The sequence below is a fragment of the Actinoplanes sp. NBRC 103695 genome (assembly GCF_030269485.1).
Classification (GTDB): Bacteria; Actinomycetota; Actinomycetes; order Mycobacteriales; family Micromonosporaceae; genus Actinoplanes.
In genome coordinates, this window is the sequence record NZ_BSTL01000052.1 from 24689 (window position 1) to 39281 (window position 14593).

Here is a 14593-nt window from a genome sequence, read left to right on the forward strand (position 1 = left end):
TGCCGGTCGATCCCGCTCCGGCGGGCGGCACGGCTGATTTCATCTACCTGCCAGTGAAGTCGGCGTCCAGTGGGAGGAAGCCCATGACCAGTCCGAACACGAACACCAATCTTGACCCTGTCGTCGCCACCCGGGTGGCCGGTGACCATCGCGAGACGGCCGCGAACGTCGGCCGGGAACAGGCCAACTTCAGCACCGCAGTCGACCTGATGGACGACCAGTGCTCCGGCGCGATGCTGAGGGCGGTGCTGGACGCGCGGGACGCGTGGACCGAGCAGCTGAACCGGATCATCGGCGATCTGAACGGCATGGCCGACAACGTGGACGGCTCCGTGCAGGACATCGACCTGAGCGACCAGCAGAACGCCGGCGCGATCGGCAACATCGGCGCTGACATCCTGCGCGACATCTGACCCTCGCACCGCGACGACAAAGGGAGAACGACATGCCGAACAACGACCTGATCGGTTACAACTACAACGCCATCTTCGAGGGCATCTCGCAGATGAACAAGGTGAACAAGAACATCGAAGGTCTCATCGAGAAGCTGTCGCAGGAGACGGGCACCGCGCTGGACAACTGGACCGGTTCGGCGGCCGGTAGCTACAACGTGATGGCGAACGACATCGAACAGAAGATCAGCGACATGAACTCGATCGTGCACGGACTGGCGAGCCAGATCGGCATTCGTTCGGACGACATGAAGCAGCAGGACGCCCGAAGCGGCAACCGCTTCCAGTAGTAGCGAGCAGGAGCTGCCGGGTTGCTCGTGAGCTGCCCGGCCCCTCTCTGACCTCGCCCGTCGGCCGACGTGGCGATCGGTGTCGCAACAGTTCGAATGGTGGGGTGAGTCGTGGCCACGGGCGAAGTCGGGACGTTCGACGAGAAGAGCCCGCCGACGCGGGAGACGTTCGGCGACTACCACGTCTGGACGGAGCTCACGCCGTACGTCGAGGACATCATCGATCTGGGCAAGGACCCGGCCAAGGAGTGGCACGTGGGCGGCGATGCTATGACGGCGTCGCTCGTCTCGCTCGAGAACATGGTCGAGGACCTCCTCAACCTCACCAAGGAGGTAACCGGTGGCAGCAGCCCGTTCTTCGCCGGCGCCGCCGCTGACGCCTTCCAGGACCACGTGAACAAGCTGGTCGACAAGAGCCGCAAGGGCGTGCAGGACGTCATCCGGGCCAATAACTTCGGGGCAAGTACATACGCCGTCGGCAATGCGCTCCGGAATTTCCGCACCGAGTTCTGGGCCATTGTGGACGCGGGTCACCGGCTGACGGACAAGCTGGAGAAGTACGCGAGCGACCAGATCAACGCCATCTACGCCGACTTCCCCGAGGTCGACAAGCAGCCCGACCTGGACAAGGCGATGTCCCGCGCCTACCAGGCCGGCGAGCGCTGGACCATGTCCAACCTGCGTGTCCTGCTCACGGACCTGTCCAACCACTACCGCGACATCGGCTCGCACTTCAGACCGCTCACCGTCGCGGTGCAGGAGAGGGTGGCGACCGGCAGCGGTGACGGGTCCGGCAGTGACGGCGGCGCCGACGGTGGTGGCAGCACCGATGGTGATGGCGAGGCCGGGGGCGACAGCGGGACCGGGGGCGACAGCGGAAGTGGCAGTGGCGGTGGCATTCTCGACACCGCTCAGGACCGGATTGGCGATGCCATCAACGACCTCAAGAACGGTGACCCCGAGCACGACGCCGCGCTGGACGACGCCAAGGCGGCAGCCGACAAGGCTCTCGAGGATCTGAAGGACGACTACGTCGCAGGGGATCGCGTCCTGGCCGGCGACGACAACGGCGCGGGCCTCCCGGGCGGCGGAACAGGCGGCGGAACAGGCGGCGGAACAGGCAGTGGCACGGGCGGTGGAACAGGGAGCAACGGTCCTGGGGCGGACGCCGCGCGGAACGCGGCGCTTCAGGACGCCCAAGACGCCGCCGGCGACGCCATCGACGGGCTCAAGAACGGCGATCCGGTCCACGATCAGGCTCTCGACGACGCGGGGGAGGCGGCCGGTGACGCCATCAACGATCTGATGGGCGGCGCGGACGCGCCGGGCGGCGGGGCGGACGGGGGCGGCAGCACCGCCGTACCGACGACCTCGGCTGTCCCGGGCGGCGGCATGCCCAACCGCAGGAGCACCGCCGGTGGCGGCGGCGGGGACCCCGGCGAGGAGGCCGACGCCGCACGCCAGAAGGCGCTCGACGACGCGCAGCGCGCCGCGAACGACGCGATCGAAGGGCTCGGCGGCGGCGCGGACGGCGGCCAGGACCTCCCGGCCACGTCCTCGTCGGACCCGGCGGCCGATCAGGCGCGGCAGGACGCGCTGGACGATGCCCGGCAGGCGGCGAACGACGCGATCGACAACCTGACCGGTGAGGCGGAAGGCGACCCGGCGGCGGAAGCGGCGCGCGACGAGGCGCTCGACGACGCCAAAGAGGCGGCGGACAAGGCGATCGACGATCTGAAGGGCGAGTCCACCGGCGACCCGGAGGCCGATCGGGCCCGCGACGAGGCGCTGGACCGGGCGAAGGACGCCGCCGGCAAGGCGATCGACGATCTCGGGCAGCAGAACGCCGGTGACGTCTCGCCCGAAGAGGCCCGCGAGCAGGCTCTTGAACAGGCCCAGCAGGCGGCCGACGATGCCATCGGGAAGCTCTCCGGGACGGGCGACCCCGCCGTGGACGACGCGCTCGCGGACGCGCGGAAAGCGGCGGGCGGCGCGATCGGCGACACCGGCGGCGGGGACGATGGCCGCACCGCGGAGGAACAGGCGGCGCGCGACGACGCTCTCGGCGACGCGAGGGAGGCGGCGGACAAGGCGATCGACGACCTGCTCGGCGATGACGCCATGTCGGATGCCCTCGACGCGGACGGCGATGGCCGACCGGATGCCGATCTGAACGGCGACGGGACGATCGACGACAGCGAGGCGGAGGCGCTGCGGGACGATGCGCTCGCCGACGCGAGGGACGCGTCCGACGAGGCGATCGACAAGATGATCCAGGACGTCAAGGACGGTGCGGGCACCGACGGGCTCACCGATGCCGAGCGGCAGGCCCGCATCGACGCGCTGCAGGACGCGAAGGACACCGCCGACGATGCGATCGACGAGCTGGTTCAGGAGGGAGGCGACCACTCCTCGACGCTCTCCGACTTCCTGCACGGCAACGGCGACCCCACCGCGGATCTGCGGACGACCGGAAGTGGTGGCGGCGCCGGAAGCGGTGGTGGTGGCAGCGGTGGCGGGCCGGGCGGTGCCGGCAACCCCGACCTGCCCGCGCCGCTGGAACTCGCCCCGGTCACCGGGCACGCGAGTGGCAGCCGGGACGACGCCGCCCTGCTTTCCCCGGCGGCCGGCGGCGCCGGCCAGCCCGGCTCGGGCATGCCGATGGCTCCGCCGATGGGCGGCGGCGCGGGCGGCCAGGGCGACCGCGACCGCGAGCGCAACACTTGGCTCGTCGGTGAGGACGGCATGTGGGGCGAGGACGACGATGGCGCCGTCTCCAGCAGTGCCGTGGGCAGGGAATGACGATGAGCGCAGCGCAGCCGTGCACCCTGCACGAGGTCTCCGCGGCCCTGGAGGCCACTTCGCCCGCGGCCGTGGAGCGCGGGGCGGTCGCGTTCGACGACGCGCGGCGGGGCCTGCGGGCCTTGGTCGGTCGCCTCGACCGCACCCTCGGCGACCTGGAGGAGGCGTGGCGGGGAGCGGCGGCCGTCGGCGCGCGGCTGGAGGAGCCGCTGCGCCGCACCCGCGAACTGCTGCATTTGCTGGACGACGGCGAGTACGGGCGGCAGCTTCGCGTCACCGCGAACGCTCTCGCGGCCGGCCAGGCCCGGGTCCGGGATCTGACGGCGCAGCAGGTGGCCGGCCTCACGGACGTCCCGTTCGACCAGCAGGCCCAGAGCATCCTGCACGACGTCGCGGAGGGATATCGGGACGTGGGCATCGCGATCGGCGGCCAGTCGCCACCACCGGACGCGATCGTTGAGGAGCCCGGCCTGGGCCGGATCCTGATCGAGGCCGCACGGGACGACTCCGCGCGTCTGGAGCTCGCGGCGACCGATCCGGCCGACCTCTTCCGGCCGTCCGGGTCGGCGCGCGCACTGGCGCAGCCAGGTGACCCGCTGCTCCCACCCCCGGCGGCGGCCGGAGGTGGGGCGGGCAGCGGCATGCCGATGATGCCCTTCATGCCACCGATGGGTGGCGCCATGGGCGGGATGGGCGGCGGCCTGGGTGGGGCGGGCGGCGTGCCGGAGGCATCGGCGCAGAAGCGCGGGAACCTTCAGGGCGATCCGGCGGCCTGGGGTAACGGTCAGGAGGACGGCTGGAGCGTCATCGGACGGAAGGCGCGGGCCGAGGAACGGGTCGAGACCGCCCGCGCGGACTTCCACAGGGACCTGGAAGAACAGATCAGAAAGGCGACGAGGGGGAACCACCGCGATGTCTGACGAGACGGATCAACCGGCGGCCGCCGGCCAGCTGGAGGCCCTGTTCAGTGTCCTGGCCGACGAGCAGCACAAGCTCGCCGAGTTCCAGCGGAAGATGAGCGAGGCGAGCACCGTCGTCGACTCGCCGAACAGGATGGTCAGCGCGACCTTCGACGGGCGGGGTGAGCTGGTCAAGCTCACCTTCAACAACACCCGGTACCGCACCATGTCGGCGGCGGAACTGGCAACTACGCTGATGGACACCATCAAGCGCGGGCGGGCCGCGGCGTTCAGCCAGATCGACCAGCTGGCGGGCCGGGAGGTGCTGCCCGGCATCGACTTCGGGCAGCTGGCCGCCGGCAACCTCGACCTCAACGAGGTGGTGGGCACGATCATGACTTCCGCGATCGACCTGCCCGGCATCGCCAAGGCCGTCAAGCGGGAGACGGGCCGCACCGATGGCTGACGTGACCAGGGTCGACCCGGAGCCGGCCAAGCATGTCTTCAAGGTCGTGGGCTCCGTCGCCGAGGATCTCGAAGTGGCGCTGGCGCGGGTCACGAACGTACGGTCCACCTTGCCGCAGCCGTGGGGCACCGATGAATACGGCCAGCGGTTCAGCCAGCAACGCGAGCAGAACGCGAGTGACACCCTGGAGAGCCTCCGCGGCTCCGTCGAGTCCCTGAAAATTCTCGGCGAGAACGGCGAGAACGCGGTTGACAACTTCGTCGAGATGGACGCCCAGAACGCCGCCAACCTCGCGCCGGACTCCTGACCGGACCGGCTCCCAGATGGAGGTCTCCCGAGCGTGAAACAGCGGACGATCACGGTCGCGCAGTCGGCGGGATCCGGCTATCGGACGCTCGGTGCGGCGCTGGCCGCGGCAACGGACGGCTCGGTGATCACCGTGCGGCCCGGCAGCTACAGCGAGAACCTGGTCCTGACGAAGATGGTCACCATCACGGCGGAGGACGGGCCCGGCACGGTGCGGCTCACTGCGCCCTCCGGGATACCTGTCCTGCTCGCCGCCGAGTCGGCCGCGCTGTCCGGGCTGTCGATCATGGCGACCGACGCCGACAGCCCCGCACTGGTCATGACCGCGGGTCAGCTCAGCGTGACCGAGTGTGAGCTGGCCTCGTCGGCCTGGGCGACCGTCTTCGTCCGCGACCAGGGCTCGCTGACCATGCGCGGCAGTCACGTCACCAACAGCGTCGGGGCCGGGGTCGTGGTCACCTCGCGTACCGGGAGCATGCTCGACGACTGCCGGATCGAGAAGCTCGGCACCTCTGGTGTGGTCGTGGCGGAACACGGCAATCTGCAGGTCCGCTCCTGCACGGTGCGCGAGGCGCGCGGCAACGGCATCTGCATCAACGGCCACGGCAAGATCTCCATCGAGGACACCGAAATCTCGGGCACCAGTAAGCCGGCGTTCGCCGCGGAGCAGCAGTCCGAGGCCACCGTACGGCGGCTGACCGTGCGGCGAGCCGGCGGCGTCGGTCTCTATCTGGCGACGGCGGGGGTATCCACCCTGGAGGATTGCACGGTGGAGGGCAGCAGCGCGGACGGCGTGTTCACCGACGAGCGGTGCGCGCCCACACTGCGGCGCCTCCGGGTGACCGACGCACGCCGCAGCGGCTTTCGTTTCACCGGCCGCTCGGCCGGCCGGATGGACTCGTGCATCGCCACCAGAATCTCCGGCGTCGGCGTCAGCGTCGGCGACCGGAGCACCCCGGAGCTGACCAACACGACGGTCAGCGACTGCACGGGCGCCGGTGTGCACCTCGGCGGTGGCGCCGACCCGCTGTTGCATCGGTTGCAGATCCTCGACTGCGACGGCGCGGCGATCGAGGTCTCGGAAGCGGCCCGCGGCCGGTTCGAGAACGTCACGATCGAGAGGTGCGGCGGCGCCGGCGTGAAGGTCGGTGGTGGCGCGCACCCGTCGGTGAGCGGCTTGAGCCTGCGCGGCAGTTCGGGCGCCGGGGTGATCGTCGAGGAGGCGACGGCCTCGTTCACCGACTGCGACATCGCCGACGTCAGCGCGGTGGGCGTGTCCGTGGGTACGGGCGCGGAGGTGTCCCTGACCGGATGCCGGGTGCATGACGGGGCGGCGGACGGGATCGTCTTCGCCGACGGCGCGACCGGGACAGTGACCGGCTCGGAGTTCACGGCCAACGCGGGCGACGGCATCGCGGTGCGCACCGCTCGCTCCGTACGCATCACCGGCTGCACCGTCCGGGACAACCAGGGCTCCGGGCTGCGCCAGGGCGAGCCGGTCGGGATGCTGACCGTCGAGGGGCTCACCAGCTCCCGCAACCGGCTGCCGGACGGCTACGGTTCGGCCACCGCCGACGCATCGGCCCCGGCGGACGCCGGTCCGTCGCCGGCCGAGGAGCGCAAGCCGGTCTCCCGCGGCTCGGACCCGCTGCGCGAGTTGCAGTCGCTGGTCGGTCTGGACGGCGTGAAGCAGGAGGTCACGTCACTCATCAACTTGAACAAGATGTCCAAGCGGCGGCAGGAGGCCGGCCTGGCCGCGCCCCCGATGGCCCGGCACCTGGTCTTCGCCGGCTCCCCGGGCACCGGGAAGACCACGATCGCGCGGCTGTACGGCAAGATCCTCGGCGAACTCGGTGTGCTGCGGAAGGGACACCTCGTCGAGGCTGCCCGCGCGGACCTGGTCGCTCAGATCATCGGTGGCACGGCGATCAAGACAACCGAGGTGTTCACCTCGGCGCTCGGCGGCGTGCTGTTCATCGACGAGGCGTACACGCTGAGCAACAGTCGCGGTGGGACCGGCCCCGACTTCGGGCGCGAGGCGATCGACACGCTGGTCAAGCTGATGGAGGACCACCGCGAGGACGTGGTGGTGATCGCGGCTGGCTACTCTGCTGACATGCAGCGGTTCCTGCAGGCAAACCCCGGTCTGGAGTCCCGTTTCAGCCGGACCATCGAGTTCAGCAACTACTCGCCGGCCGAGCTCGTGACCATCGTGGAGAATCAGTGCGAGAAGCACGACTACCGGCTGGATTCGGCAGCGGCAGCGGCCCTGCTGACCCACTTCGACCGGATCCCGAAGGACGGCACCTTCGGCAACGGCCGCGAGGCTCGCAAGGTGTTCGAGCGGATGGCCGACATGCAGGCGTCCCGGCTGGCGTCCGCGCCGGACGTGACCACCGCCGACCTGGCTGTGCTCACCGCCGAGGACCTGCCGGCCGTGCGAGGCCGGGTCGGCGCGCAGGGCGGCTGAGAGAAGTTGCCGGAGCTTGAGATGAGGGGGACTACCCTCACAGAAAGTCCGAACGCCGAGCCGCCCGGCTCCGTTAACTGAGTTAGTATTTTCTCAGCATGGACGGGGGCGGCATGGACGGTGACGAGGCTCGCGGATTCGCCCGGAGCGCCGCGGCGGGCAACCACTGTTGCAACGACCTGGCTGTCCAGGAGTTGCTCGGATTCCTCGTGCTTGACCGGCTTACCGCGGCCGACTGGGCACGGGTGGAGCATCATCTGGACGAGTGCCCGCCGTGCGTGGCGGAGGTGGCCGGTTTTCAGGAGGTCACGAACGCCCTCGACCTGCTCACGCCCGTGGACGTCGCGGAGTTGCTGGCCGCACCGTCGCATCGCCATGGCCGGCGTCCCGGAACCGGCACGCGGACCACGGGCACAGCGATGACCCTTCTGGCGCTCATGTCGATGTTGCGGAAGCGATGAGCCCGAAGGGTACGCAGTGCCGTGAAAGGGCTTGAAAGGGCGAGAAAAAGGTACGTTCGTACCGTCCCGGCGTGACAATCACGTGCCATCCCCGCACTGTTGCGTACGTGACTCCCTCCTTCTCGTCGCCCGACCGCTTCGCCGCTAACGGTGAACCCGACGGGTTCGTCGATCCCGCAGTGGTGCGGGCGGCGCTCGACTCGATGCCGGAGCAACTGCGAGTGACGTTGGTGGAGATCTACCTGGGAGGACGTTCGGTCGGCGAGGTGGCCGACCTGCTGGCGGTCTCGGAGGACACGGTCCGGGCACACGCCGGCGAGAGTCTCCGGATGATGCGCGAAGCGCTCCGCCGCCGCTCCGTCGAAGCCCGAAACCGGAACCGCACCCGTTGAACGGCATCGCCCGGTGCGACCGGACGCGCGACTGCCAGGACGCAGCGCCCCGGGCGATCGACGTGCTGAGCCTGTTCTTGATCAAGGTGCTTGCTGGGGTCGGACGACGTCGGCGGGGCCAGGCACGGCGGAACGCGCCAGGCGCCATGCCGTACTCGCGGCGGAACGCACTGGCCAGTCCGGTCACGGACGTTCTACGCGCTCAGGGCGCTCGCTGAGGCGCTGCGGGACAGCGGGTTTCTGGAGCGGCAGCCTCGTCGGGTGACCCGGCCGTCGTCGGCGGCTGGGTAGGTCTGGTGGGGCTGACGATGGTCGGTCTTCGGTGGGGGCGGTTGGCGTGTCCGTGGTGTCGGCTGTGTCCAGTGCCAGTGCCAGTGCGGCGAGTGTGTCGGTGATGGTTTCGCTTTTGGCCTGGCATTGCGGGCAGGAGGCCAGGTGCTGGTGCAGGGTGTCGCTGCCGGCCGGGTCGAGTTCGCCCAGGAAGTGCAGAACGATGTGTTCTTCCTCGGGGTGAGGGTCTTCCTGGGACGCATCGGTCACGTGGTCATTGTCGCATCCGGCACGTCGCGGCGGGTGGCCCTGTGCCGGGCGCAAGGACAGGTCGGATCAAGGCCGCCGAGGCGGACACGATCGCGTACAGCGGTTACACCAACGAGGCGGCCCCGCTGCTGAAGCAGGCCCGTGCGGCCTGCGTGGGTTGGTGCTGGATGGGCAGCGTAAGTCGATGCAGCCGATGGCTGCCAGGCTCGGGGTTGATCATCAGCAGTTGCAGCAGTTTCTGACTTCGTCGACGTGGGACGTGACCGGTGTCCGGCGGCGGGTCGCTCTGGCCGCGGTCGGTCTGGTGACGCCGAGGGTGTGGGTGGTCGACGACACCGGGTTCGCCAAGGACGGCCCGGCGTCGGCGTGTGTGGCCCGGCAGTATTCGGGAACGTTGGGCAAGGTCGGTAACTGTCAGATCGCGGTCAGCGTCCACGCCGTGACCGACGCGGCGTCGGCGGTGCTGAACTGGGGTTTGTTCGTCCCGGAGTCCTGGGATGAGACCTGCGTGCCCGACGAGAACGGCAAGGTCGCCAACGGTCATGCCCGCCGCCTGCGCAGGCAGCCGACCACCCTCGACGAGGCCGGGAAGAAGAAACCTCACCTGCGTAAAGAGCTGCCACGCGAGGAACGGATCGAACAGATCCTGCCGCGGAGGAAAGCGTCGAAGGTCCCCGACGAGCAGCTTTACCGGCCGAAATGGCTGATGGCCCTGGAGATGATCGACGAGCTGGCCGGCTGGGACCTGTATCCGCCGCTGCTGACCGCGGGCGCAGGCTACGGCCAGGTCGCCGAGTTCCGGCAAGGCCTCACCGACCGCGGCATCACCTACATCGTGGCCACCACCTCGACCACACCGCCCAGCGCGGCGACGCGCAGCCCGTCGAGGTCGCCTACCGGGGCGGCGGAAAGTACCCGGCACCCCGCTACCCGCACCCGGCCCGCTGTTGACCGTCGCTGATCTTGCAGACGATGCCGTCGTTCAGGTTGCCGATGAGCGTGGCGGGGAGAGGCCCCGCCCGTGACCAGCGGGCGGGGCCTTGGTCGGCTTGGTGCCGGGGTGTTCGGTGGTGGTGGTGGTGGTGCCGGTCAGTCGGCGCCGGTTTCGGAGATGGCGATTCGGGCGGCTTTTCGTCGACGATGGTGCTGTCGCGGGCGAATGCTGAGGTGAGTGCGGCGAGCACGGTGAGGCCTTCGTGCAGGTAGGCGTATCCGGTCGACCGGCTGATCGCGTTGTCGGTGGCCAACTGGCGCATCCGGGTGCCGTCGAGCAGCCAGCGCAGGACCAGGATCGCTTGGCGGTAGCAGCCGAGCGCACGGGTTCCGGCCCTGGTCTCAAGGCGCCGCCGTTCGGCGTGCAACAGACTCGACAGGATACAACACGGTGTGGTCGCTCACGGGCAGCGTGGCGGTATATGTGACACTCATGGCGGCGCAGGAACCCTGTTGAAGTTGATCTGTGAGAGGACCACTTCTTACCGGGGTTCTGTACTCTTTTGTTGCACCGCAACAAATCCGGGCGTGTCCACACCAGACAAATCGAGCTGACCATGCAGAGCACTCAGGCCGTTACTCGGAAAGCCTCAGTGCCCGAAAGTCTTCGCCCACTGGGCGTGGATAAACGTCTTCTGACTGATCAGGACGACAAGAGCCGTATGACGGGAGACTGTCACGTACGGATCTGTGAGGGCCGGAGGGTGAGATTCCCTCCGGCTACTCGGCGGCCTAATCGTGGATCTCGACAGACGAGGAGCGAGCCCGTCGCGCCCAGTAGGGAGCCAGCGCCAGCGACAGTAACGCCAGCAGCGTGCCGATGACCGCGCCGATTGTGTTGTGCACCCAGTCGTCAAAGTCACAGGAACGTCCCAGGGCCGGCACGGCTGCTTGGAACATCTCCACCATGGCCGACAGCCCGCTGCCGGCCACCATGGCCAGCACCGGGCGTCGCGTGGCCACTCCCACCAGCAACACCGGCGCGACAAAGAGCAGGATGTTCGCCATCGACTCGGGACCGGTGAGCGTGGGGATCTCCCACTGCACCTGGCAGCGTGCGAAAAGCTCGCGGTCCTCTGGCAGCAGGGTCAGGAAAGCCAGCGGCAGCAACGTGACACCGGTCAGCACCCAGGCTGTTCTCGGCCGGGTGACCAACCAGCTTCCCATCAATGGTCCGACGAGGAACAGCAGCACCAAGGCGACCGCGGGCTGCCACCGATGTTCGACCAGGAACGTCGAGATCATCAGCCGCAGCCCAACCACGGGCCGACCTCGCGGCAGACGGCCGTACCACCACGCCCGGCACGGTACGGTTCCTCAGGCACTCGTTGACCGTAGGCGAAGTAAGCAAGCCACCTCGACGCCGGTACCGGCGTCGGGAGGACGTCATATTCTTACGGGCTCTTCGGATCTGAGGGTGGTAGCTCACCCTGACCCGTGTCGAGGGCGTCGCCAGGGTCGGGTGTCGTCGGCGCCGAGCAGTATGCGGATGTGGTGGTCGCGGAAGCCGTGGGCCAGGCGGCGGGTCTTCTCGATGATGAGGTTGATGGCCTCGGTGCCGCCGTTGCTGATGCCGTACCAGTGCGGGTCGTCGTCGAATTTGGCCAGTACCTCCGCCTGCCACGACCGCAACGTCCGGCTCGAGGCGAGCGATGTCCGGAATCGGGCAGCGGTGGAAGGAGCCGAGCACCCCGTTCAGCGATGGCGCGGCACGCGGTCGCAGTCGGTGCGCGGGTCGAGGGGCGTTGGGTCTTTGCCGCAGACGATGGGGAGTCGCCTCCGGCAAGGCAACGATCGGATTGCGTGACGGCAGTCGAGGGCGGCTGGGGGTTGCCGCTGGTTTCCCGCGCGCAGCCAGGCGATGTAGTCAGCGGCAGCCGCGGCGGTGTCGTACCGGGGCTCGAACCCGGTGTCCTCAGACGTCATCTGAGCACGGCACAAGCTTGTGCCGAGCTCTGCTGATTAAAGTGGATTACATCACAATCTGGGCTCAGCACCCTAAAAGTAGTCCGTTCGTACGTCTACATGCTTGACGGTGCGGGCCTAGACGACAAGTGGAGAGCAGCATGACGACGGATGGACTGGACTTCGAGACTGGCGTCTTCGACAAGGAGTACATCACCCTGGTCGACACCCGCGAAGGCATCGTACGCGGCGGGCGGGACCTGTTCGACCGCTTGCCCAGGGCGTTCGAGGGCATCAACCAGATCGGCGTGATCGGGTGGGGTCCGCAGGGCTCGGCCCAGGCACAGAACCTCCGCGACTCCCTTGCCGGCCGCCTCAAGGTCGCCGTCGGCCTGCGGGTGGGCTCATCGTCGTTCGACGCCGCCCGCGCCGCGGGGTTCTCCGAGGCGGACGGGACGCTTGGGGAAATGTTCGAGGTCATCGCGGCCTCGGACATGGTGCTGTTGCTGATCTCCGACGCCGCCCAGGCCGCACTACACGAGCAGGTCTTCGCAGCCTTGCGCCCGGACGCGACCCTGGGCCTGTCCCACGGATTCCTGCTCGGCCACCTCGACCAGCAGGGCAGCCGCTTTCCCGAAGGCATCGACGTGATCGCGGTGTGCCCGAAGGGGATGGGCGCTTCCGTGCGGGCGCTGTACCTTCAGGGCACCGAGACCAACGGTGCGGGCATCAACGCCAGCTTCGCCGTCGAGCAGGACAGCAGCGGCCGCGCCGTCGAGCGGGCACTCGGCTGGTCGGTGGGCTTGGGCGCGCCGTACACCTTCCAGACAACGCTGCGTTCGGAGTACCTGTCGGATCTGACCGGTGAGCGGGCGATCCTGCTCGGCGGGGTACACGGCATCGTCGAGAGCCTCTACCGCCGGTTCCGTGACCGCGGGATGACCGGGACCGAGGCCTACCGCCACTCGGTTGACTGCGTGACCGGGCCGATCTCACGGACCATCTCCAAGGATGGCCTCATCGGCCTGTACCGGCGCCTGGACGTCGCCGGCCGCCACGTCTTCTCTCAGGCGTATGCCGCCGCCTATCCAGTCGGCCTGGAGATCACCCACGAGATCTACGACGAGGTCTCGTCTGGCAACGAGATCCGCAGCGTCATCCTGGCCGGTCAGCGGCTCGCGCGCTTCCCGATGGGCAGGATTGATCAGGCTGACATGTGGCGTGCGGGCGATGAGGCCCGCCGAACCCGGGACGACGACTCGTTGCCGCTGGATGCGTTTACCGCAGGCATCTTCTGCGGTGTGATGATGGGGCAGATCGACACGTTCGTCGAGAAGGGGCATCCGTACTCGGAGATCGCCAACGAGTCGGTCATCGAGGCCACCGACTCGCTCAACCCGTACATGCACGCCCGCGGTGTGTCGTACATGGTGGACAACTGCTCGACCACGGCGCGCCTGGGCTCGCGTAAATGGGCGCCACGCTTCGACTACCTGCTCACCCAGACGGCGTACCCGGCGGTCGACCATCAGACCGCTGTACTCGACGCCACCCTGATCAAGGCGTTCGAAGACCACCCGATCCACGAGGTCTTGCGGGTCTGCGGGCAGATGCGCCCGTCGGTCGACATCTTCGTTCAGTGAATCCTGACAGCGCCCGCTGTTCGCAGACCTGCTCGCCGACAGCTACCAAGCGGCTGCCGGAGGCGGCCGCCTGGTTTTACAAGGCGCCTTTCGCACTGGTGGCGGCATGACACACTGCTCTGGACCCTGCACGCCTGCTTCCCCGGCATCCACCTGGTCTGGGCCGATTCCGGCTACGCTGGCCGACTCGTCGGCTGGGCCACCGAGCAAGTGACACTCACGGTGCAGATCGTGGCCAAGCTGGCCGGGCAGACCACCTTCGTGGTCCGGCACCGCAGGCGGGCGGTCGAGCGGATATCCCAGAGGACGTAACCGATCCGGTTCTGGGCCTCTCCATTTGGGGCCGACCGTCTTCCGCTCCGGGCAGCCTTGCGGGGGTCCTGGTATTTGCGAGCCAGTTCGGGGATCGCCGCGGCGTATGCCGCGCGGGAGTACTGAGAGGGCGATAAGCGCGCTTTAGGTTGGTTTCATGTTGGGGCTGGAGTCAGGTGCGCTGGTGGTGGGGGCTCTGGTTGGCTCGGCGGGGGTCGCGAGGGTGAATAGCCCGGCCTCGGGCTCGGTCAGGATCTGGCGTTTGACGAGGCGTTTGAGTTTGGCGCGGACACCTTCCGTGTCCTTGGGTTCGGTGCCGATGCCGAGCGCGTGGCAGACGTCCTTGGCGCGCATCGTGGTGCCGGTACCGGTCTGGAACGCGGCGATGATCTGCTGGTAGACGGTGTTGTCGAGGTGGCCGTCGTCCGATATCTGCGGCGTGCTCATGCTGATCAGTCGGGTCAGGGTGGTGCGGGTCGTGACCAGGTCGGCCAGGTCGGTCTCGACTGCTCGCAGTTCGTCGGTGAGCTTGCCGATCTGCTCGCGCAGTGTGGTGATGGCCTCGGCGGTGACGGCTTGCCGTTCGGTGAGCAGGTCCAGGATGGACTGCATACCGTCACGCAGCCCTGGTGGTGGTGCGCCAGGTCGCCGTGGTGGTGCCG

General features: G+C 68.6%; 15 protein-coding genes and 1 pseudogene. 11 read left to right on the forward strand and 5 right to left on the reverse strand.

Translation table 11 applies throughout. The annotated features are described in order from the left end of the window. The first annotated feature begins 83 nt into the window (after positions 1-83). From QSK31_RS45885 to QSK31_RS45925, 9 genes are all read left to right on the forward strand, one after another. A complete protein-coding gene (locus QSK31_RS45885; RefSeq protein WP_285691443.1) occupies positions 84-413 on the forward strand; it encodes a hypothetical protein in 330 nt (109 codons plus the stop codon). 32 nt (positions 414-445) lie between these two features. Beyond that, positions 446-742 carry a WXG100 family type VII secretion target gene (locus QSK31_RS45890; RefSeq protein ID WP_285691444.1) on the forward strand — a complete coding sequence of 99 codons (297 nt, stop codon included), beginning with the start codon at positions 446-448 and terminating at the stop codon, positions 740-742. 111 nt (positions 743-853) lie between these two features. Next, positions 854-3544 carry a hypothetical protein gene (locus QSK31_RS45895; RefSeq protein ID WP_285691445.1) on the forward strand — a complete coding sequence of 897 codons (2691 nt, stop codon included), beginning with the start codon at positions 854-856 and terminating at the stop codon, positions 3542-3544. 2 nt (positions 3545-3546) lie between these two features. Continuing rightward, positions 3547-4464 carry a hypothetical protein gene (locus tag QSK31_RS45900; RefSeq protein ID WP_285691446.1) on the forward strand — a complete coding sequence of 306 codons (918 nt, stop codon included), beginning with the start codon at positions 3547-3549 and terminating at the stop codon, positions 4462-4464. After that, a complete protein-coding gene (locus tag QSK31_RS45905) occupies positions 4457-4909 on the forward strand; it encodes a YbaB/EbfC family nucleoid-associated protein (RefSeq protein ID WP_285691447.1) in 453 nt (150 codons plus the stop codon). The genes QSK31_RS45900 and QSK31_RS45905 overlap by 8 nt, the downstream gene beginning before the upstream one ends. A gap of 1 nt (position 4910) precedes the next feature. Beyond that, positions 4911-5216, forward strand: coding sequence for a hypothetical protein (locus tag QSK31_RS45910; protein ID WP_285691449.1), 306 nt, complete (start codon positions 4911-4913; stop codon positions 5214-5216). Between the two features lie 33 nt (positions 5217-5249). Next, complete coding sequence (locus QSK31_RS45915) at positions 5250-7685, forward strand: right-handed parallel beta-helix repeat-containing protein (RefSeq protein ID WP_285691450.1); 2436 nt, start codon at positions 5250-5252, stop codon at positions 7683-7685. A 98-nt stretch (positions 7686-7783) separates the two neighbouring features. Further along, positions 7784-8146 carry a zf-HC2 domain-containing protein gene (locus QSK31_RS45920; RefSeq protein ID WP_285691452.1) on the forward strand — a complete coding sequence of 121 codons (363 nt, stop codon included), beginning with the start codon at positions 7784-7786 and terminating at the stop codon, positions 8144-8146. 107 nt (positions 8147-8253) lie between these two features. Beyond that, positions 8254-8538, forward strand: coding sequence for an RNA polymerase sigma factor (locus QSK31_RS45925; RefSeq protein ID WP_285691453.1), 285 nt, complete (start codon positions 8254-8256; stop codon positions 8536-8538). A 183-nt stretch (positions 8539-8721) separates the two neighbouring features. On the opposite strand, the gene QSK31_RS45930 is transcribed toward QSK31_RS45925, so the two are convergent. Next, positions 8722-9078, reverse strand: coding sequence for an anti-sigma factor (locus QSK31_RS45930; protein WP_285691454.1), 357 nt, complete (start codon positions 9076-9078; stop codon positions 8722-8724). A gap of 193 nt (positions 9079-9271) precedes the next feature. On the opposite strand from QSK31_RS45930, the gene QSK31_RS45935 reads away from it, so the two are divergent. Next, entirely contained in the window at positions 9272-10039 is a 768-nt protein-coding gene (locus QSK31_RS45935) for an IS701 family transposase (protein WP_285691459.1), read from the forward strand. Between the two features lie 214 nt (positions 10040-10253). Here QSK31_RS45935 and QSK31_RS45940 read toward each other — a convergent pair. The 3 genes and pseudogenes from QSK31_RS45940 to QSK31_RS45950 all read right to left on the reverse strand — a co-directional run. Next, a pseudogene (locus QSK31_RS45940) lies at positions 10254-10506 on the reverse strand (IS5/IS1182 family transposase); the annotation flags it as partial. A gap of 297 nt (positions 10507-10803) precedes the next feature. Beyond that, positions 10804-11334, reverse strand: coding sequence for a VanZ family protein (locus tag QSK31_RS45945; protein WP_285691455.1), 531 nt, complete (start codon positions 11332-11334; stop codon positions 10804-10806). Positions 11335-11496: 162 nt separating this feature from the next. Then, on the reverse strand, positions 11497-11703 hold the full coding sequence (locus QSK31_RS45950; RefSeq protein WP_285691457.1) for a transposase: 207 nt from the start codon (positions 11701-11703) through the stop codon (positions 11497-11499). Positions 11704-12137: 434 nt separating this feature from the next. On the opposite strand from QSK31_RS45950, the gene QSK31_RS45955 reads away from it, so the two are divergent. After that, complete coding sequence (locus tag QSK31_RS45955; RefSeq protein WP_285691458.1) at positions 12138-13619, forward strand: hypothetical protein; 1482 nt, start codon at positions 12138-12140, stop codon at positions 13617-13619. A 456-nt stretch (positions 13620-14075) separates the two neighbouring features. On the opposite strand, the gene QSK31_RS45960 is transcribed toward QSK31_RS45955, so the two are convergent. After that, positions 14076-14593 (reverse strand): hypothetical protein (locus QSK31_RS45960; RefSeq protein ID WP_352244711.1); only part of this gene is annotated, 518 nt, incomplete at its 5' end.

What these genes read in the sequence shown, in the direction of transcription:
- QSK31_RS45885 (WP_285691443.1), top strand. Translation starts at nt 84, where the DNA reads ATGACCAGTCCGAACACGAACACCAATCTTGACCCTGTCGTCGCCACC.
- QSK31_RS45890 (WP_285691444.1), top strand. Translation starts at nt 446, where the DNA reads ATGCCGAACAACGACCTGATCGGTTACAACTACAACGCCATCTTCGAG.
- QSK31_RS45955 (WP_285691458.1), top strand. Translation starts at nt 12,138, where the DNA reads ATGACGACGGATGGACTGGACTTCGAGACTGGCGTCTTCGACAAGGAG.
- QSK31_RS45935 (WP_285691459.1), top strand. Translation starts at nt 9,272, where the DNA reads ATGGCTGCCAGGCTCGGGGTTGATCATCAGCAGTTGCAGCAGTTTCTG.
- QSK31_RS45905 (WP_285691447.1), top strand. Translation starts at nt 4,457, where the DNA reads ATGTCTGACGAGACGGATCAACCGGCGGCCGCCGGCCAGCTGGAGGCC.
- QSK31_RS45900 (WP_285691446.1), top strand. Translation starts at nt 3,547, where the DNA reads ATGAGCGCAGCGCAGCCGTGCACCCTGCACGAGGTCTCCGCGGCCCTG.
- QSK31_RS45920 (WP_285691452.1), top strand. Translation starts at nt 7,784, where the DNA reads ATGGACGGGGGCGGCATGGACGGTGACGAGGCTCGCGGATTCGCCCGG.